Source organism: Micromonospora sp. A202 (assembly GCF_006715105.1).
Classification (GTDB): Bacteria; Actinomycetota; Actinomycetes; order Mycobacteriales; family Micromonosporaceae; genus Micromonospora; species Micromonospora zamorensis.
This window is the reverse complement of sequence record NZ_VFMP01000001.1, coordinates 5185897-5203777: the sequence shown is the minus strand read 5'-3', so window position 1 is coordinate 5203777 and position 17881 is coordinate 5185897. Positions and strand designations below refer to the sequence as shown.

Genomic DNA, 17881 nt, shown 5'->3' with positions numbered 1-17881 from the left:
CCGAAGACCTTAGCGGCTCCTGCCGCGTAGGCCGAGTTGGCGCAGCTCCAACGCGGCCAGGGCGTCGACGGTGGCGTCGTCGCCACGTCGCCACGCCTCGGCGACGTCCGGCGCGATCCGGGTCAGCTTGCCCAGCGGCTGGGTGGCCAGCGCGCGCAGGGCGAGCAGGTCCCGGCCGGCCGGTCCGACGGCCAGCTTCGCCGCTGACCCGGCCCGGCGCATCCAGCGCACCCGCAGCGGCAGCCAGCCGAACAGCACGATGCCGAGCGGGAAGATCAGGACCGCGATGGCGAGGGCGAGGGCGAGCTGGTCGACCAGGTGCTGCTGGTCGCGGCCGGCGTCGGCGAGCCCCCGGGCCGCGTCGGCGGCCCGCTGGAAGGGTGCGGTCAGCTCGTCACCGACCAGCGGGACCCGGCGGACCTTGCCGCCCGCGTCGGCGAGGTTGTCGGCGAGGCCGCTGCCCGCGCCCTCCAGCTTCTGCCCCGGTACGGCGAGCTTCTGCACCAGGTCGTGCAGCCACAGCGCGCCGCGGATCGCCACGTACACCCAGGCGAAGACGAGCAGGTCGGTGAGCAACTGACGGGCGGCGGTCGGAAACCGATCGGCATAGATTTTCACGCCGGACAGCGTGTCACGAACGGCCCGGCGCGGCACCCGTCAGATCAGCCGGCGGGACGGCCCGGGCGGCCAGGGCAGGCAGCAACATCGGCGATATTGCTTCCTCGCTGTCGAATGAGCCAGCAACATCGGGGATATTGCTGCCTCAAGACGCGGCGACCAGGCCGCGGTGTTGAGTCAGCGGACGCAGGTCGGGCAGGTGCCGAAGATTTCCAGGGTGTGGCTGATGTCGGCGTACCCGTGCTGGGCGGCGACCCGGTCGGCCCAGCTCTCCACCGCCGGGCCGGCCACCTCGACGGTGCGCCCGCAGGCCCGGCAGACCAGGTGGTGGTGGTGCCCCTCGCTGCACCGGCGGTAGAGGTGCTCGCCGCCGGGTGGGCGCATCACGTCGATCTCGCCGGCGTCGGCGAGCCCCTGCAGGGTGCGGTAGACGGTGGTGAGGCCGACCCGCTCGCCGCGCTGCCGCAGCATGGCGTGCAGGTCCTGGGCGCTGTGGAAGCCCTCCATCTCGCCCAGCAGCGCGCTCACCGCCGAGCGCTGCCGGGTGTTGCGCACCGCGGCGGTGCTCTCGCTCATGATCCCTCCCCGGCGTGGCTGACCGCGTCTGCCACGATGTGCGCGACGTGCTCGTCGACCAGGCTGTAGGCGATCTCCCGACCGCGGCGGGAGCCTCGCACCACTCCCGCGCCCCGCAGCACCCGCAGGTGCTGGGAGACCAACGGTTGTGCGGCACCGAGCTTCTCCACCAGCTCGTGCACGCACCGCTCACCGCCGGCCAGCTCGCTGACGATGGCCAGCCGGATCGGCGCGGACAGAGCGCGGAGCAACTCGCTGGCCCCGTCGAACCCGTCGTAGCCCGTCACGCTGGTCATTCCGCAACGGTACCCATTACCACCGACGCTTCGCTGATCAGGATCAGCTCAGCACGACCTCGTGCGGCTCCGGCGTCGGAGCGTCGGTCGGTGTCGCCCGGCGGCGCAACGTCCGCCAGACGCCGCCGGCCACGGCCACGACCAGGAACGAGGCGATCGCCACCAGCACCACCGAGGCGCCCGGCGCGGTGTCCGCCGTAGCCGCCACCCAGACACCGGAACCGGCGGCGAAGAACCCGAGCGCCATCGCGGCGACCATCGTGCTGCGGAAGCCCCGGGTCACCTGCTGGGCGGTGGCGACCGGCACCACCATCAGCGCGCTGATCAGGAGCACCCCGACAGCCCGCATCGCGATGGTCACGGTGACCGCGGTGGCGACCGCGATCAGCAGGTTCAGCGTGCGCACCGGCAGGCCGGAGACCCGGGCGTACTCCTCGTCGTGGCTGACCGCGAAGAGCGCCGGGCGCAACGCGATCATGGTGACCAGGATCGCCGCGCCGAGCACCGCGATGGTGACCAGGTCGTCGGGCGAGATGGTGGTCAGCGACCCGAACAGGTAGGCGTTGAGGTTCGCGCTGGTCGCGTCCGAGAGGCCGACCAGCAGGACGCCGCCCGCGATGCCGCCGTAGAAGAGCAGGGCCAGGGCCAGGTCACCGGACGTACGCCCTCGGGCGCGGACCACCTCGATGGCGATCGCGCCGATGGTGGCGGCGATCACCGCGACCAGCACCGGTGAGCGGTTGAGCAGCAGGCCTGCCCCGACGCCGGTCAGCGCCACGTGCCCGACACCGTCGCCGATCAACGCCAGCCGGCGCTGCACCAGGTAGATGCCGAGCGCCGGCGCGGCCAGGCCGATCACCAGCGCGCCGATCAGGGCACGCTGCATGTAGGGGTACTGGAAGAGTTCCATGCGTCAGTTGCTCCACAGCCCGGCGGGCTCGTCGTAACAGTGCGGGTGCACGTGGTCGTGGTCAGGCTCCGCGTGATGGCCCGCTGGGTCCGGCACCGCGCCGTCGTGGACGATGCCACCCTCGTGGACGACGACCGCCCGGCTGATCACCGGTCGCAGCGGGCCCAGCTCGTGGGCGACCAGCAGCACCGTCCCACCGTTGCCGACGAAGTCGCGCAGCGCGCCGGCGAATGCCTCCTGGCTGGCCGCGTCCACCCCGGCGGTGGGCTCGTCGAGGACCAGCAGCTCCGGTTCACCGGCCAGGGCGCGGGCGATCAGGGTGCGCTGCTGCTGGCCGCCGGAGAGCGTGGACACCGGGTCGCCCGCCCTGTCGGCGAGCCCGACCGCGAGCAGTGCGGCGTCCACGGCGACCCGGTCGGCTCGACCCGGCGGGCGGAGCACCCCCCGGCGGGCCAGCCGGCCGGAGGCCACCACCTCGCGGACGGTGGCTGGCACGCCACCACCGGCGCCCAGGCGCTGCGGGACGTACCCGATGCGCGCCCACTGCCGGAACCGGCGCAACGGCCGGTCGAAGAGGGCGACCGAGCCGGCGCTGAGTGGCACCAGCCCGAGCACGGCGCGGATCAGGGTGGACTTGCCGGAGCCGTTCGCGCCGAGCACCGCGACCACCTCTCCGGCGGTCACGGTGAGCGAGATGTTCCGGAGCACCGGGCGGCCGTCGTAGCCGACCACCCCGTGCTCGACGGTGATGACAGGTGAGGTCACGAGCAGCTCAAGGCCGTCTGCAGGGTCTGCAGGTTGGTACGCATCACCGAAAGGTAGTCCCCGTTGCTGCCGGCGGCGAGCCCTTCGATCGGGTCCAGCACCGCGGTCTTCGCGCCGACCTGACCGGCGATGGTCTCGGCGACCTTCGGGCTGACCAGCGTCTCGAAGAAGATCGTGGTGGCCTGGTGCTCCTTCGCCTCCTCGATCACGTGCGCGAGCCGCTGCGGGGAGGGCTCGACGTCCGGGCTCAGCCCGGTGATGCCGACCTGGTCGAGCTGGTAGCGGTCGGCGAGGTAGCCGAACGCGGCGTGGCTGGTGACGATCTCGCGCCGCTGGCAGGTCGCCAGGCCCTGCTTGAACTCCCCGTCCAGGGTCGTCAGGTCGGCGCGCAGCGCCGCGGCGCGGGCGGTGTAGTCGGCGGCGTGGGCCGCGTCGGCCTTGCCGAGCCGCTGCGCGAGCTGGTCGCCGATGCCGGCCAGCCGGGTCGGGTCGAGCCAGACGTGCGGGTCCTTGCCGCCGCTCTCCTCGGTGTGCCCCTCCTCGCCCTCGTGGTCGTGCCCGCCGGCGGTCGCGTCCAGCAGTGGCTGCACGCTGGTCACGTCGAACGCCCGGTCGCCACCGTTCTGCGCGACGGCGTCGTCCACCGCCGGCTGGAAACCCTTGAGGTAGACGATCAGCTCCGCGTCGCTGACCTGGCCGACCTGGCTCGGGTTGAGCTCCAGGTCGTGTGGCTCGGCACCCGGCTTGGCCAGGTTGGTCACCCGGACCGCGTCGCCGCCGATCCGCTCGGCCAGGAACTGGAGGGGGTAGAACGCGGCCACCACGTCGACCCGTTGGGGGTCGGCGCCGGCGGCGTCGCCGCTGGAGCAGCCGGCCCCGGCACCCAGGGCGAGGAGAGCGGTCGCGGCGGCCAGGACACGGTACGTGGTGCGGTTGGTCATGTCGTCAACTGTCCGTGGCAACGATAATGATTGTCAAAAACGCATGATTGCATGTCAGAGCAGCTTGGCGAGGCCCACCGTCACCAGCAGGGTCAGCATCACCAGTCGAATCAGGCGGGTCTGCGGCGCCTGAACCGCCCAGGTCGTCACCAACAGGGCGATCAGGCCCGCGGCGAGCGCGAGTGTCAGCAGCCCGCCGATCACCCCGGGCGTGAAGAACGCCACCAGCACCACCACCAGGGTGAGCAGGAACACCGACGTCGGGTTCGCCCCGGCCAACCGGGCGAGCAGGGGGCGCTGCGTACGCTGCATCCCACAGACTCTACGAGGAGGGACCACCGTTGCTGGTGACCAACCGGTTCGTGGTCGACGTCGATGTCGCCGACGACTTCACCGAACGGGCGCACGCCGCCCTCACCGCCCTGGCCGCCTGCCGCGGCTACCTGCGCGGTCAACTGGTCCGGGCGCTCGACGACCCCCGGCACTGGTCGCTGGTTACCGAATGGGAGTCGGTCGGCACGTACCGGCGGGCCCTGGGGGCCTTCGAAGTCAAGGTCAGCGCCGTGCCGCTGCTCGCCGAGTCGGTCGACGAACCCTCCGCGTACGAGGCGCTGGCGACCGCGGCGCCCGGGGGAGCGGTGGTCGTCGCCGAGAGTGATCGGGCTGCGGGTCCTTACCGCTGAGCCGCCGGACACTACGCTGCTCCTATGACCGCACCCGCCCCGCCACCCGGTCCCGGGGTGGCTCCGCCGTTCGCCGCGCCGCCCACCGAGGGTCGCCGGACTCGGCTCTGGATCGGCCTCGGCGTCGGCGCGCTCGCCGTGGTGCTCTGCTGTGGCGGGGGCGGCACCGCCGTCGTCGGCCTGGCCGTCAGCGGCGTGCAGGCGATCCGGGAGCAGGCCCGCACCGTGACCGGTGACTACTACCAGGCGCTGGTCGAGCGGGACTACGGGCGGGCGTACGAGCAGCTCTGCGACGACGCGCAGCGGCGTGAGTCCCGGCCCGAGTTCGAGCGGCGAGCCTCCGCCGAACCTCAGGTCTCGGCGTTCCGCGTGGGTGAGGTGGACACCACCAGCCTGACCGTGCCGGTCGACGTGACACTCGCCGGTGGTGACCGGGAGCAGCAGCAGGTCAGGCTCGGGCAGGACGGGGAGACCGGCGGCGTGGAGGTCTGCGGGGTGAGCTGACCCGCCCCCGGTATTCTGCTGGGCTCAGGGCGACGGTGGTCGTACCGTTGTCCTGAACTGACCGTTCCATCCACATCTCGCCCCCGCCGACCGCCAGCCGGCGTAGGAGGAAACATGCCAGCCGACCGTATCGACGCCGTCGTCAGCCTCGCCAAGCGACGAGGCTTCGTCTTCCCCTCCAGCGAGATCTACGGAGGCACCCGATCGGCGTGGGACTACGGTCCGCTCGGCGTGGAGCTCAAGGAGAACGTCCGCCGGCAGTGGTGGAAGACCATGGTCCAGCAGCGCGACGACGTCGTGGGCCTGGACTCCGCGGTGATCCTGTCCCGCAAGGTGTGGGAGGCGTCCGGTCACATCGCCGAGTTCGTCGACCCGCTCACCGAGTGCCAGTTCTGCCACAAGCGCTTCCGGGCGGACCACCTGGAAGAGGCGTACGCGGAGAAGCACGGCAAGCCGCTCACCTCGCTCACCGAGCTGAACTGCCCCAACTGCGGCAACAAGGGCACCTTCACCGAGCCGAAGATGTTCAACGGCCTGATGAAGACCTACCTGGGCCCGGTGGAGAGCGACGAGGGGCTGCACTACCTGCGCCCGGAAACCGCGCAGGGCATCTTCGTCAACTACAAGAACGTCGAGACGGTCGCCCGCAAGAAGCCGCCCTTCGGCATCGCGCAGACCGGCAAGTCGTTCCGCAACGAGATCACCCCGGGCAACTTCATCTTCCGGACCCGCGAGTTCGAGCAGATGGAGATGGAGTTCTTCGTCGAGCCGGGCACCGACGAACAGTGGCACGAGTACTGGCTCCAGGAGCGCTGGAACTGGTACCTCGACCTCGGCCTCTCGGCGGACAATCTGCGCCTCTTCGAGCACCCCGCCGAGAAGCTCTCGCACTACTCGAAGCGGACGGTGGACATCGAGTACCGCTTCCAGTTCGGCGGCACCGAGTTCGCCGAGCTGGAGGGGGTCGCCAACCGTACCGACTTCGACCTCTCCACGCACAGCAAGCACTCGGGCGTCGACCTTTCGTACTTCGACCAGACCAAGAGTGAGCGCTGGATGCCGTACGTCATCGAGCCGGCCGCCGGTCTGACCCGTGCGGTGCTGGCCTTCCTGCTGGAGGCGTACGACGAGGACGAGGCGCCCAACACCAAGGGCGGCGTGGACAAGCGCACCGTGATGCGGTTCGACCCGCGACTCGCCCCGGTCAAGGTGGCGGTGCTGCCGTTGTCCCGCAACGAGGCGCTGTCGCCGAAGGCCAAGGATCTCGCGACGCTGCTGCGCAAGCGCTGGGTGGTCGAGTTTGACGACTCGCAGGCGATCGGCCGCCGCTATCGCCGGCAGGACGAGATCGGCACCCCGTTCTGCGTGACCGTCGACTTCGACACGCTGGACGACAACGCCGTGACGGTGCGCAACCGGGACACGATGGCTCAGGAGCGAGTCTCCCTGGACCAGGTCGAGCGTTACCTGATCGAGCGTCTGCCCGGCTGCTGAGGCTGTGCGCACGGGGCCTCGGCCGACGCGATAAGCGCCGGTCGGGGCCCCGTACACTTGTCCGGTGACTGTCTCGACCATGCCCGCGCTGCGCCCGTTGACTCTCGGGCCGTACCAGGTGTGGCCGCCGGTGGTGCTCGCGCCGATGGCCGGGATCACCAACGTCGGGTTCCGCCGGCTCTGCCGTGAGCAGGGCGGCGGCATCTACGTCTGCGAGATGATCACCACTCGGGCTCTGGTCGAGCGCAACCCGAAGACGCTGCGCATGATCACGTTCGGCGACGACGAGAAGCCGCGCAGCCTCCAGCTCTACGGCACCGACCCGGAGATCACCGCCGCCGCCGTCCGGATCGTCGTCGAGCGCGACCTGGCCGATCACATCGACCTCAACTTCGGCTGCCCGGTCCCCAAGGTCACCCGGCGTGGCGGCGGCGCGGCGTTGCCGTGGCGACGCCGGCTCTTCGCCCGCCTGGTGCGGGCTGCGGTGGACGCCGCGTCACCGGCCGGCGTGCCGGTCACTGTCAAGATGCGCAAGGGCATCGACGACGACCACCTGACGTACGTCGAAGCGGGGCTCGCCGCCCAGGAAGCCGGCGTGGCCGCGGTGGCCCTGCACGGGCGGACGGCCGCGCAGCGCTACTCGGGCACCGCCGACTGGGACGCGATCGCCACCCTGAAGCAGGCCCTCGACGTGCCGGTGCTCGGCAACGGTGACATCTGGGAGGCCGACGACGCGCTGCGGATGGTCGCGCACACCGGCGTGGACGGCGTGGTCGTCGGGCGCGGCTGCCTGGGTCGGCCGTGGCTCTTCGCCGACCTGGAGGCCGCCTTCAACGGCCGGCCGGAGCGGCGACTGCCCGGCCTCGGCGAGGTGGCGCTGACCATGCGCCGGCACGCCGAGCTGCTGGTGGACCAGTTCGTGGCCGGTGCCCGCAACCCGGCCCGGGGCGAACGGGACGGCTGCACCGACTTCCGCAAGCACGTCGCCTGGTATCTCAAGGGCTTCCCGGTCGGTGGCGAGCTGCGCCGCTCACTGGCGATGATCGAAAGCCTGGCCCAGCTCGACGACCTGCTCGGCAAGCTCGACCCGAGCGAGCCGTTCCCGGTGACCGCTCTGGGGCAGCCACGCGGGCGCACCAACTCGCCGGGCAAGGTCTCCCTGCCCGACGGGTGGCTGGCCAGCCGGGACGACGACACCGTCCCCGAGGGCGCCGAGATGGACGACTCCGGCGGCTGACCGAGCCTCCGGCCGGTTGGGCGGAGACGCCCGGCGGCCATCCCTCCTCGGTCTCGTGGCGCTCGGCCTTTCCTCGACGATCCGCTCGCAGAGGCTGGGCAGATGAGTTCGCGCCCTATCGAGCTGATGTCGTGAACGAATCACCAGCTCGCCTCGGTCGGCCATGCCCCTGATTCGTCTACGACATCAGCTCCAAGGACCCGTGACGCAGTCATTCGGGTGCCTGCTGTGGTCGGGACGGCTTGGCCCGGTGGGCGGCCTGCCGTGGCGGGCGCTCTGGTCGGCTCGGATGACCCCTCGATCCCGTCGGCGCCCGACGAGGGCGCGTGGACAGTGACCCGGTCATGCCGAAGGGCCGGGCCCCGTGGTGGGGTCCGGCCCTTCGTGGTGTGTCAGTCGTGGTCAGCTGGTGGCGTAGCCGCGGGTGGCGATCCAGTCGGCGAGGTGCTCGACGGTGACCTCGTAGGAGGCGGTGTTCGGGTTGGCGGAGTCGGCGATCTTGACGATGGTGCCGTTGTCGCGGTAGCCGACGACGCTGATGTAGTGCCCGCCCTCGAAGGAGTGGATACCACCGTCGGTGTCAGTGGTGGTGCCGGCGATGTTGGCGACCACGGCCCGGCCGTCGTCAACGGTGCGGACGATGTCGGCGCGCAGCTTGTCGGTCTGCTTGGCGTCGGCGTCCGGGCTGCTGATCTCCACGGACCGGTAGGCGTCGTTCTTGCCGGTTTCCTTGTTCAGCACGGGGGTGATGTCGTTGATGGAGTTGGTGCCGGCCTCGGTGGTGCCCATCTCCTTGGCCATCGCGTCGACGCTGATGTTCTTGCCCTGCACGCTCAGGGCGTTACGGGCGGCGGCGGGCCCGCAGTAGTAGAAGTTCGGCTGGGCCTCGTAGCGCACGCCCAGCTGACGCTCACCAGCAGGCTTGCGATCAGACTGCGTCTGCGACGCCGGCTTCGCATCGGTCGCGGCGTACGCGGCGGTGATCGGTCCAACGATCGCGCCACCGGTGAAGGCCAGGCCAGCAGCGGTCAGAGCGGTCTTACGAATCAGATCGGTACGCATGATGGCGTGCTCCTCTGCGATTGGGGGTGCACGGCACGCCCGGGGGGTGGGCGTGCCGCACGTGCAAGGGGGGAAAGTTTTGGAGGTTCTTGCCCGGCGGCCACAGGGGCCGGCGTCGGGAAGGGTGTAACGGTGCGGGGGCGGGTCATTCCACCGGGCTCCCGGCTGTGGTGCTCGGGGGGTGCGGGGTGTGTAACCGGCCGGGCCGGCGAGTCATTCCGCCGGGCTCGCGGCCTGCGTGCTCCGGGGGATGTAACCGGGGCGGCCGGTCGGGTGTTCCCGGCGGCTGCCGCGCCCCACGACCCGAAGTCGCGGTGGCATGCCAGGTATAACGACCCCGCCCGGCCCACGATTCCGCCGCCGGGGTGGCGCCGACCACGGGACGGCATCCGACAAAACGGACAGCCTGCCCGACCGGTCGCGCTCACCTCGCATGATCCACTCGGGTTTGGTGATGTCGGGGTATCCGGGCGGCCGGGATACCCCGACATCAAGGAAGCCGAGTGGATCATGGCGGTCTGCGCGGTTTGTGCGGATCGTGAGTGTGCGACCGGGGCTCGTCGCGACTGCGGGCAGCGTCAGCAGGCAGCGTCAGCGGGCCGTGTCAGTGGGCGGCGGTGTCCGTCTGGGGAGTGTCGGTCTGGGGAGTGTCGGTCTGGGGCGTGTCGCGTTGGGTGGGGATGGTGGCGGTGGTTGCCCAGGGGATTTCGGGCGCGTGGTGGAAGGCGATGCCGGCGGTCGCCCAGCGCGTGCCCTGACCGGCCAGCCGGTCACGGAAGTCGGCCCAGTCGTGGGTCGCCCGGGTGGACCAGCCCAACTCGGCGATGGCGGGGAGTCGGGGCAGGAGCAGGAACTCGATGTCGGCCAGTGAGGTGACCGATTCGGTCCAGAGCGGGGCCTCCACACCGAGGACGGCCTCGCCCGGTACACCTGCGACGTGCGTGCCCGGGTCCCAGTCGTACGCCTTTCGTACGTCGATCAGGCCGGCCCAGTCGTGCCCGATCGGGGTGTCCGGGGCGTACTTCATGTCCAGGTAGGCGTGGTTGCCGGGGGAGAGGATCAGCCGGGCGCCCTGACGTACGGCCTCGGCGGTGGTGGGGTCGGCGCCGGTGGTGCCCCACCACTGCAGGATCCGGCCGTCGAGGTGCGCGGCCGGTGCGAGCTGGTGCCAACCCACGACGGTCTTACCGAGGTCGGCCACGATGCGCTGGACCCGCTCGACGAAACCGGTGTAGACCTCGCCGGTGACCTTGAACGCCTCGTCGCCACCGATGTGCAGCCACGGCCCGGGGGTGAGCGCGGCCACCTCGCCCAGCACGTCGGCGATGAAGTCGTACGTCCGCTCGTCGGCCGGGTCGACGTAGCTGAAACCGACCTCGGTGCCGGTGTACGGAGGTGGCGCGATCTTGTCCGGTGCCAGCTCCGGGTACGCGACCAGCGCCGCGTTGGTGTGGCCGGGGAGGTCGATCTCCGGGACGACGGTGATGTGCCGGGCGGCCGCGTAGGCGACGATCCGCGCGTAGTCGGTCTTCGTGTAGTGCCCGCCGGGGCCGCCGCCGACCTCGGTCGCCCCACCGACGGTGGTCAGCCTCGGCCAGGAGTCGACGGCGATCCGCCAACCCTGGTCGTCGGTGAGGTGCAGGTGCAGGTGGTTGAGCTTGTAGCGGGCGAGGTGGCCGATCACCCGCAGCACGTCCTCGACGGCGAAGAAGTGCCGCGCGACGTCGAGCATCGCGCCCCGGTACGGGAAGCGGGGTGCGTCGGTGATCGTCCCGCCGGGCAGCGCCCAGTGCTCGGTGACCGGGGTTGGGCTCTCGATCGCCGACGGCAACAGTTGGCGCAGGGTCTGCACGCCGTAAAAGAGGCCGGAGGCGGTGACGGCGGTGAGGCGTACCCCGTCGGGGGCGACGTCGAGCCGGTAGCCCTCCGCGCCGAGGTCGGCGGCTTCGTCCAGCACCAGCGCTATGCCGCCGACCGGCCCTGGCCCGGCGGCGTCGGCGACCGGCAGCGAGTGGGCGGCGGTGTCGGTGACCGGGAGCTGGTAGCCGGTGGCCGGGCGCAGCAGCTCGGCGAGGTGCTCGGCGACGGCCAGCGCGGCCGGGTCGGCGCTGACCACGATGACGGCTTCGGCCCGCAGCACCCAGTCCCCGGTCGGGTCCGGCTGGACCTGCTGCGGGGCGGGCACGACGTCGGCGAGCCGGTGCGTGGTCGCCGCGGTGAGCACCGTGACCGCGCTCTGCTCGGCCGCGCGGGCCAGAGTGGCCGCGTCCGGCTCCTCCGCCGACAGCGGCGTGGGGACGGCGGTGGGGCTGGGGGAGGGGGTGGTCGGCACGGCGGCGACTCCGGGGGGTGTATTCGCGTCGGTTATGGCAAAAGCGACGTTCACCGGCTGGCGTGCCATCCAGCGTACGGCGCGCGGCCGGGATGCGTGATGGTGCGCATGGAAGCGTTCCCAAAAACCGGTACGAACACGGATAGTCGTGATGGCTGTGCCAATTGTCACCGAACGGTCCCAGGTCGCTCGATGTTCGCTTAACCTTCGCCCACCGATCGGCGTCGACCCGGGGATTACCGGTGGTCCGCTGCGGGGTAGAAGAAAACTGAACCTTCGTTAAGTGTCAATCCGGCGCGTGTGTTGTGGAGGCTCTGGTGGCAGCGCAAGAGACCGTCGATCACAAGTACGTCTACGACTTCTCTGAAGGAAACAAGGATCTCAAGGACCTGCTCGGCGGCAAGGGGGCCAACCTCGCCGAGATGACCAACCTCGGCCTGCCCGTTCCGCCCGGCTTCACCATCACCACCGAGGCCTGCAAGGCGTACCTCGCGACGGGCCAGCAGCCGGACGGGCTCGCCGGTCAGATCGAGGCGCACCTGGAATCGTTGGAGCGCGCGATGGGCAAGCGTCTCGGCGACCCGCAGGATCCGCTGCTGGTCTCCGTCCGCTCCGGCGCCAAGTTCTCCATGCCGGGCATGATGGAGACCGTCCTCAACGTCGGCCTCAACGACCAGAGCGTGGTCGGGCTCTCCGCGCAGGCCGGCGGCAACGACAGGTTCGCCTGGGACTCCTACCGCCGCCTCATCCAGATGTTCGGCAAGACCGTCTGCGAGGTGCCGGGCGAGGAGTTCGAGCACGCGCTGGACGAGGCCAAGAGCGCCAAGGGCACCCACAACGACCTGGACCTGGACGCCGACGACCTCCGTGGGTTGGTCGACGCGTACAAGAAGATCTTTTTGAAGCACACCGGTCGGGAGTTCCCGCAGCAGCCGCGCGAACAGCTCGACCTGGCCATCCGGGCGGTCTTCGAGTCGTGGAACGCCGAGCGCGCGATCCTCTACCGTCGCCAGGAGCGGATCCCGACCGACCTCGGCACCGCGGTCAACGTGGTGACCATGGTGTTCGGCAACCTCGGCCCGGATTCCGGCACCGGTGTCGCGTTCACCCGTGACCCGGCCAGTGGCGCGCAGGGCATCTACGGCGACTACCTGGCCAACGCGCAGGGCGAGGACGTCGTCGCCGGCATCCGCAACACCGTGCCCCTGCAGGAGCTGGAACAGCTCGACAAGACCTCCTACGACCAGCTGCTCGGCATCATGGCTCGGTTGGAGGAGCACTACAAGGACCTCTGCGACATCGAGTTCACCATCGAACGCGGCAAGCTCTGGATGCTCCAGACGCGGGTCGGCAAGCGCACGGCCGCCGCCGCGTTCGTCATCGCGGGGCAACTCGTCGACGAGGGTCTGATCGACCTGGACGAGGCACTGCACCGGGTCAACGGGGCGCAGCTGGCTCAGCTGATGTTCCCCCGTTTCCAGCTCGACCACGAGTTCCAGCCGGTCGCCAAGGGCATCGGCGCCTCGCCCGGCGCGGCGTCCGGCACTGTGGTCTTCACCTCCGCGCGGGCCGTCGAGATGGCCGCCGAGGGCAAGTCGGTGATCCTGGTCCGCCGGGAGACCAACCCGGACGACCTGAACGGCATGATCGCCGCCCAGGGCATCCTCACCTCGCGGGGGGGCAAGACCAGCCACGCGGCGGTGGTGGCCCGTGGCATGGGCAAGACCTGCGTCTCGGGCGCCGACGAGATCGAGGTGAACGTCCCGGCGAAACGCTTCACCGTGGCCGGGCAGACCGTCAACGAGGGCGACGTCGTGTCCATCGACGGCACCACCGGCAAGGTCTACCTGGGCGAGGTGCCGGTCATGCCGTCGGAGGTGGTGCAGTACTTCGAGGGCAGCCTCGACCCGGAGCACATCGACAACGCGTTGGTCCGGGCCGTACACCGGATCATGACCCACGCCGACGGCAAGCGGCGGCTCGCGGTCCGCACGAACGCCGACACCGGCGCGGACGCCGCCCGGGCCCGGCGCTTCGGCGCCGAGGGCATCGGGCTTTGCCGCACCGAGCACATGTTCCTCGGCGACCGGCGGGAGCTGGTCGAGCGGCTGATCCTGGCCCGCGCCCCGGGCGAGCGGGAAGCGGCGTTGGAGGCGCTGCTGCCGTTGCAGCGGGCCGACTTCGAGGAGATCTTCCGCGAGATGGACGGCCTGCCGGTCACCGTCCGGCTGATCGACCCGCCGCTGCACGAGTTCCTGCCTCCGTTGGAGCAGCTCGCGGTCAACGTCGCGGTCGCCCAGGAACGGGGCGAGGACGTGGCCAAGGAGGAGGCGCTGCTCGCCGCCGTCCGGCGCATGCACGAGGAGAACCCGATGCTCGGGCTGCGGGGCGTCCGCCTCGGCCTGGTCATCCCCGGCCTGTTCGCGATGCAGGTCCGGGCCATCGCCGAGGCTGCCGTCGCCTGCGCCCGTGGTGGCGGGGTGGCCAAGCCGGAGATCATGGTGCCGCTGGTCGGGGCCGTGCAGGAGCTGGAGACCGTTCGCGCCGAGGCCGAGAAGATCATCGCGGAGGTGGTCGGGGACAGCGGGGTCGAGGTGCTGATCGGCACCATGATCGAGGTGCCCCGGGCGGCGCTGACCGCCGGGCAGATCGCCGAGGCGGCCGAGTTCTTCTCCTTCGGCACCAACGACCTGACCCAGATGGGCTGGGGCTTCTCCCGCGACGACGTCGAGGGCGCGTTCTTCTGGCGATACCTGGAGCTGGGCATCTTCGGCATCTCGCCGTTCGAGTCGATCGACCGTGACGGGGTCGGCCGGCTGGTGCGGATCGCCGCCGAGGAGGGCCGGGCCGCCCGTCCGGGGCTGAAGCTCGGCGTCTGTGGCGAGCACGGCGGCGACCCCGACTCGGTGCACTTCTTCCACGAGGTCGGCCTGGACTACGTGTCCTGCTCGCCGTTCCGGGTGCCGGTGGCCCGGCTGGAGGCCGGCCGGGCCGTGGTGGAGACCGGCGGGTCGGACAGCCGCTGACGTGGGCCGGCGGCGGACCGGTGACCCGGTCCGCCGCCGCGCCGCCGTGGTCAGCCGCGGCGATGCTGTGGTAGCAGCAGGCTGACTGTCGCGATAGCCAGGCCGATCCCGGCTGCCATGAGGAAGACCAGGTCGTAGCCGGCGGCGAAGGCGGCAGGGGTGCCTGCGTAGTCGGCGTCTGTTCCGACCCTGGCGCTGGCGGCTGTGGCGAGTACCGCCAGGGCTACCGAGCCACCTATCTGGCTGGCGGTGTTGGCCAGGCCGCCGATGATGCCCGCGTCGCCTTCGGGTGCGTCGGCGGTGGCCGCAGCCATCAGGGTGGGGAAGGTCAGGCCGATGCCGACGGCGATGAGCAGCGTGGGTCCGAGCACGCTTGTGACGTAGTCGCTGTCCGTGTGGGCCTGGGCGAGCCAGCCGAAGCCGGCCACGAAGCAGACGCTGCCGGCCAGCACCAGAGGGCGTGCACCGGTTCGGGGCAGCAGGTTGACGGACAGTCGCGCGATCACCACGAACGCCACCGCCGCGGGTGTCTGCCCGAGCCCGGCTTCAAGAGCGCTGTAACCGAGTGCGTTCTGCATGAACAGCGACGTGAAATACCACATTGCGATGGCGATTCCGCCGAACAGAAGCAACATGGCGTTGCTGACGGCCACGGTCCGGATCCTGAACAGCCGCAGGGGCACCATCGGCTGGGTGGCGACACGCGCCTCCACCACGGCGAAGACGACGAGCAGGAGCAGGCCCGCCACGGCTGGCCCGAGAACCCGCACGGACATCCAACCGTGGCCGGCGCTTTGCATGACCCCGTAGATCAACGCGGCCAGCCCCGCCGTGCCCGTGACCGCGCCACCGAGGTCGAGCGGTTCTCGCCGGCTGGCTCGCGTGCGGACCAGCGACATCATGGCGAGCACGATCAGCACGGCGCCGATCGGTACGTTGATGAGGAAGACCCACCGCCACGACAGGCCCGTGGTGATGGCACCGCCGGCGAGCGCGCCGGCCATCCCGCCCACTCCGCCCGAGGCGGACCACGCCCCGAACGCCCGGGCCCGCGCCTGCGGCTCGGTGAAGTAGGTGTTGATCACGGCCAACGTGGCCGGGGCCAGCATGGCGGCGCCCACGCCCTGCGCGACGCGGGCCCCCACCAGGATCTCCGGAGCGGTTGCCAGGCCACCGACCACACTTGAGGCGGAGAACAGGAACAGCCCGGCGACCAGCATCCGGTGCAGGCCGAACAGGTCGACGGCCCGGCCACCCAGCAGCATGAAGCCGGCGAAAGTAAGCACGTACCCATTCACCACCCAGGCCAGGCCGGTGGCGGTGAAGCCGAGATCGCGCTGGACCGAGGGCAGCGCGACGTTGACGATGGAGACGTCCAGGATCACCATGAACTGGCAGGCACATGCCAGCGCCAGGACCATCCAGGAGGATCCGGCCTGCAGCCTGGCCCGCTGAGTTGCGGTGCTGGTGCTTGTCATGACTTCCTCTCCCTGCTTACCCGCCGCTCACGCGGTCCGGGAGGCTGCTCCGGCGAGAGCTCCGTGGCTGTTTCCGTCACCCACGACGGCATCGGTGACGACGCGGTCGCCCAGCAGCTGAAGTGTGATCTTGGCTAGCCGAAGTCCCTGGTACCTGGCCGCGTCCAGCGCGGCGGCATCGGGGCCGTCTCCGTTCGGGCTGGCCACATGCGACGTGCCGTAGGGGTTTCCGCCTGCGGCGGACACGACCGGATCGGTGAATCCGGGCGGCACGAGCAGCGACCCCCAGTGGTAGAAGACGTTGCTCAGCGACAAGATCGTTGCCTCGCTGCCACCGTGCCGGTTGAACGCCGAGGTGAAGGCGGTCACCGGCTTGTTGGCCAGTTTCCCCTCCCGCCACAGCCCGCCGGCCTGGTCGATGAACTGCTTGAGCTGCGCGGCCGGCGCGCCGAATCGACTCGGCGTCCCGAACGCGTACGCGTCGGCCCATGCCAGGTCCTCGAGGGATGCCTGGGCAATCGACGCGGTCTCGTCGGTGTGCCGCCGCCACTGCGGGTTCTGGTCGATCGCGTTGTCGGGTGCCAGCTCGGCGACCCGCCGCAGCCGCACGACGGCCCCGGCCGAGGCGGCCCCCTCGGCGACGGCCTCTGCGAGTGTGTGCACACTGCCTGTCGCGCTGTAGTAGATGACAGCGACCTTCACGGTCATGTCGCGCTCCTCGGTGTTGCTAGAATTAGTTATCCGCATAATGTTATGCGCATAACTAACTTGTCAAGGAGAGTTCGTGGACTTCGAGTACGCCGATGCCCTCAACCAGGCCATCCGCCTGCTGAGCCTGCGCCACCGGGCCAGGGCCGCCGCGTTGCTGGCCCCCCTCGGCCTGCACCCTGGCCAAGAGGCACTCCTGCTCGAACTCGACCGGACCGGCCCGAGAATCCAGGCCCAGCTCAGCGAGGCGCTCGGCTGTGAGCCGCCCAGCGTCACGCTCATGACGCGCAAGCTCGAAGCCTCCGGCCACATCCGCCGCAGGCCCGCTCCCTCCGACAAGCGCGCCAGCATCGTCGAACTCACCGACAGCGGCAAGGCGCTTGCCGACCAGGTCAAGAAGTTGTGGCATGGTCTGGCCGAGGAAACCGTGACCGGCTTGCCCGACCAGACCGTGGCCGAACTGCCGGCCATCCTCAACGCCATGACCGGCAACGTCGACACCAGGCGCCCGGCCACCCGCACGGCCGCCGGCTAGTTCCTGCGCCGCTGTGCCGTCGAGGGGGTTTGGCGGTTTGCGGTCAGATCGGCGGGCGACGCCAGGTGGGCCGGGACGAGCGGCGCAACTGCGCCGGCAGGGTGGCCATCGGCGTACGCACGGCGAGCGGCCCGTGCGCGTCCTGAATCGAGGTGGCGCCGACTGCCCCACCGCGCCTGTCCAGCACCGAGCCCGCCCGACGGGCCACGGCACGGGCCTCCTCGTGCAGCGCTTCCAGATCCTCGGCCGCAGACAACGTGACCAGGGTCAGCAGGGCGGTGCGCCCGGCCGGGTAGGTCACCACGCAACCGGCGGTGGTGCAGACGACCGACTCCCGGAACTCACCACGTTGGACCGTGTCGGCCACCCGGTGGCCGAGCCCGAAGCTGGCTGCGGCGAGCGCGGCGAGATGGGTGGCGTCGGTGCTGGGCGGATCGCTGGAGATGAGCAGCCCGTCGGTGCCGGCCAGGACCGTGCCGGCGATCTCGGGCCGGCGGCGGCGCAGCCCGCGTAGTTCCGTTCCCACCACCGTGTCCGCGTCCACGAGATTTCCCCTTACCGGTTGGGCTCCGCATGTCGGTCGGCTGGTCACATTCCGCGCTGGGAACGCTACCGGGCGCGACTTCCGCCCGCAGGCCCATAACCCTCAGCGATCGGTTGACAACTCCAAGCCAATCGGCGGTTGTGGGCCAATCGTCGATGCGTCGTGGGCGGGT

General features: G+C 70.7%; 18 protein-coding genes. 6 read left to right on the top strand and 12 right to left on the bottom strand.

Going from position 1 to position 17881, the window contains the following annotated elements; genetic code table 11:
* Nucleotides 1-9: 9 nt before the first annotated feature.
* From FBZ33_RS23925 to FBZ33_RS23895, 7 genes are all read right to left on the bottom strand, one after another.
* Nucleotides 10-618 (bottom strand): hypothetical protein, encoded by a 609-nt coding sequence (locus tag FBZ33_RS23925; RefSeq protein ID WP_141910755.1) that lies wholly within the window; start codon nt 616-618, stop codon nt 10-12.
* Nucleotides 619-795: 177 nt separating this feature from the next.
* Entirely contained in the window at nt 796-1194 is a 399-nt protein-coding gene (locus FBZ33_RS23920; protein WP_141910754.1) for a Fur family transcriptional regulator, read from the bottom strand.
* Nucleotides 1191-1490 (bottom strand): metalloregulator ArsR/SmtB family transcription factor, encoded by a 300-nt coding sequence (locus tag FBZ33_RS23915; RefSeq protein WP_141910753.1) that lies wholly within the window; start codon nt 1488-1490, stop codon nt 1191-1193. The genes FBZ33_RS23920 and FBZ33_RS23915 overlap by 4 nt, the downstream gene beginning before the upstream one ends.
* 43 nt (nt 1491-1533) lie before the next feature.
* Complete coding sequence (locus FBZ33_RS23910) at nt 1534-2400, bottom strand: metal ABC transporter permease (RefSeq protein ID WP_099856520.1); 867 nt, start codon at nt 2398-2400, stop codon at nt 1534-1536.
* A gap of 3 nt (nt 2401-2403) precedes the next feature.
* Nucleotides 2404-3165 carry a metal ABC transporter ATP-binding protein gene (locus FBZ33_RS23905; RefSeq protein WP_141910752.1) on the bottom strand — a complete coding sequence of 254 codons (762 nt, stop codon included), beginning with the start codon at nt 3163-3165 and terminating at the stop codon, nt 2404-2406.
* Nucleotides 3162-4106, bottom strand: coding sequence for a metal ABC transporter substrate-binding protein (locus FBZ33_RS23900; RefSeq protein WP_141910751.1), 945 nt, complete (start codon nt 4104-4106; stop codon nt 3162-3164). The genes FBZ33_RS23905 and FBZ33_RS23900 overlap by 4 nt, the downstream gene beginning before the upstream one ends.
* 54 nt (nt 4107-4160) lie before the next feature.
* Entirely contained in the window at nt 4161-4418 is a 258-nt protein-coding gene (locus FBZ33_RS23895) for a hypothetical protein (RefSeq protein WP_141910750.1), read from the bottom strand.
* Nucleotides 4419-4447: 29 nt separating this feature from the next.
* Here FBZ33_RS23895 and FBZ33_RS23890 point away from each other — a divergent pair, with 29 nt between their 5' ends.
* From FBZ33_RS23890 to dusB, 4 genes are all read left to right on the top strand, one after another.
* Complete coding sequence (locus FBZ33_RS23890) at nt 4448-4789, top strand: antibiotic biosynthesis monooxygenase (protein WP_088949665.1); 342 nt, start codon at nt 4448-4450, stop codon at nt 4787-4789.
* Between the two features lie 24 nt (nt 4790-4813).
* Nucleotides 4814-5293: a hypothetical protein gene (locus FBZ33_RS23885; RefSeq protein WP_088949664.1), complete on the top strand. Its 480-nt coding sequence runs from the start codon at nt 4814-4816 to the stop codon at nt 5291-5293.
* 114 nt (nt 5294-5407) lie between these two features.
* Nucleotides 5408-6787 carry a glycine--tRNA ligase gene (locus FBZ33_RS23880; protein ID WP_141910749.1) on the top strand — a complete coding sequence of 460 codons (1380 nt, stop codon included), beginning with the start codon at nt 5408-5410 and terminating at the stop codon, nt 6785-6787.
* Nucleotides 6788-6866: 79 nt separating this feature from the next.
* The gene (gene dusB, locus FBZ33_RS23875; protein ID WP_141912914.1) at nt 6867-8024 is read left to right on the top strand and encodes a tRNA dihydrouridine synthase DusB; all 1158 of its coding nucleotides are present in this window, start codon (nt 6867-6869) and stop codon (nt 8022-8024) included.
* 402 nt (nt 8025-8426) lie between these two features.
* Here dusB and FBZ33_RS23870 read toward each other — a convergent pair whose 3' ends face one another.
* Nucleotides 8427-9086 (bottom strand): C39 family peptidase, encoded by a 660-nt coding sequence (locus FBZ33_RS23870; RefSeq protein ID WP_141910748.1) that lies wholly within the window; start codon nt 9084-9086, stop codon nt 8427-8429.
* Nucleotides 9087-9690: 604 nt separating this feature from the next.
* On the bottom strand, nt 9691-11487 hold the full coding sequence (locus FBZ33_RS23865; RefSeq protein ID WP_141910747.1) for a family 20 glycosylhydrolase: 1797 nt from the start codon (nt 11485-11487) through the stop codon (nt 9691-9693).
* A gap of 248 nt (nt 11488-11735) precedes the next feature.
* Between FBZ33_RS23865 and ppdK the strand changes: the two genes are divergently transcribed.
* Complete coding sequence (gene ppdK / locus FBZ33_RS23860) at nt 11736-14444, top strand: pyruvate, phosphate dikinase (protein WP_141910746.1); 2709 nt, start codon at nt 11736-11738, stop codon at nt 14442-14444.
* Between the two features lie 50 nt (nt 14445-14494).
* Here the strand turns inward: ppdK and FBZ33_RS23855 are convergent, their stop codons facing one another.
* Both FBZ33_RS23855 and wrbA read right to left on the bottom strand, forming a co-directional pair.
* Nucleotides 14495-15922 carry an MFS transporter gene (locus FBZ33_RS23855; protein ID WP_141910745.1) on the bottom strand — a complete coding sequence of 476 codons (1428 nt, stop codon included), beginning with the start codon at nt 15920-15922 and terminating at the stop codon, nt 14495-14497.
* 27 nt (nt 15923-15949) lie between these two features.
* Nucleotides 15950-16630 (bottom strand): NAD(P)H:quinone oxidoreductase, encoded by a 681-nt coding sequence (gene wrbA / locus FBZ33_RS23850; protein WP_141910744.1) that lies wholly within the window; start codon nt 16628-16630, stop codon nt 15950-15952.
* Nucleotides 16631-16706: 76 nt separating this feature from the next.
* On the opposite strand from wrbA, the gene FBZ33_RS23845 reads away from it, so the two are divergent.
* The gene (locus FBZ33_RS23845; RefSeq protein ID WP_141910743.1) at nt 16707-17165 is read left to right on the top strand and encodes a MarR family winged helix-turn-helix transcriptional regulator; all 459 of its coding nucleotides are present in this window, start codon (nt 16707-16709) and stop codon (nt 17163-17165) included.
* 43 nt (nt 17166-17208) lie between these two features.
* Here FBZ33_RS23845 and FBZ33_RS23840 read toward each other — a convergent pair whose 3' ends face one another.
* On the bottom strand, nt 17209-17709 hold the full coding sequence (locus FBZ33_RS23840; RefSeq protein ID WP_141910742.1) for a roadblock/LC7 domain-containing protein: 501 nt from the start codon (nt 17707-17709) through the stop codon (nt 17209-17211).
* Nucleotides 17710-17881 lie beyond the last annotated feature (172 nt).

What these genes read in the sequence shown, in the direction of transcription:
- wrbA (WP_141910744.1), bottom strand. Translation starts at nt 16,630, where the DNA reads ATGACCGTGAAGGTCGCTGTCATCTACTACAGCGCGACAGGCAGTGTG.
- FBZ33_RS23865 (WP_141910747.1), bottom strand. Translation starts at nt 11,487, where the DNA reads ATGGCACGCCAGCCGGTGAACGTCGCTTTTGCCATAACCGACGCGAAT.
- FBZ33_RS23880 (WP_141910749.1), top strand. Translation starts at nt 5,408, where the DNA reads ATGCCAGCCGACCGTATCGACGCCGTCGTCAGCCTCGCCAAGCGACGA.
- FBZ33_RS23895 (WP_141910750.1), bottom strand. Translation starts at nt 4,418, where the DNA reads ATGCAGCGTACGCAGCGCCCCCTGCTCGCCCGGTTGGCCGGGGCGAAC.
- dusB (WP_141912914.1), top strand. Translation starts at nt 6,867, where the DNA reads ATGCCCGCGCTGCGCCCGTTGACTCTCGGGCCGTACCAGGTGTGGCCG.
- FBZ33_RS23870 (WP_141910748.1), bottom strand. Translation starts at nt 9,086, where the DNA reads ATGCGTACCGATCTGATTCGTAAGACCGCTCTGACCGCTGCTGGCCTG.
- FBZ33_RS23915 (WP_141910753.1), bottom strand. Translation starts at nt 1,490, where the DNA reads ATGACCAGCGTGACGGGCTACGACGGGTTCGACGGGGCCAGCGAGTTG.
- FBZ33_RS23910 (WP_099856520.1), bottom strand. Translation starts at nt 2,400, where the DNA reads ATGGAACTCTTCCAGTACCCCTACATGCAGCGTGCCCTGATCGGCGCG.
- FBZ33_RS23920 (WP_141910754.1), bottom strand. Translation starts at nt 1,194, where the DNA reads ATGAGCGAGAGCACCGCCGCGGTGCGCAACACCCGGCAGCGCTCGGCG.
- FBZ33_RS23885 (WP_088949664.1), top strand. Translation starts at nt 4,814, where the DNA reads ATGACCGCACCCGCCCCGCCACCCGGTCCCGGGGTGGCTCCGCCGTTC.
- FBZ33_RS23855 (WP_141910745.1), bottom strand. Translation starts at nt 15,922, where the DNA reads ATGACAAGCACCAGCACCGCAACTCAGCGGGCCAGGCTGCAGGCCGGA.
- FBZ33_RS23900 (WP_141910751.1), bottom strand. Translation starts at nt 4,106, where the DNA reads ATGACCAACCGCACCACGTACCGTGTCCTGGCCGCCGCGACCGCTCTC.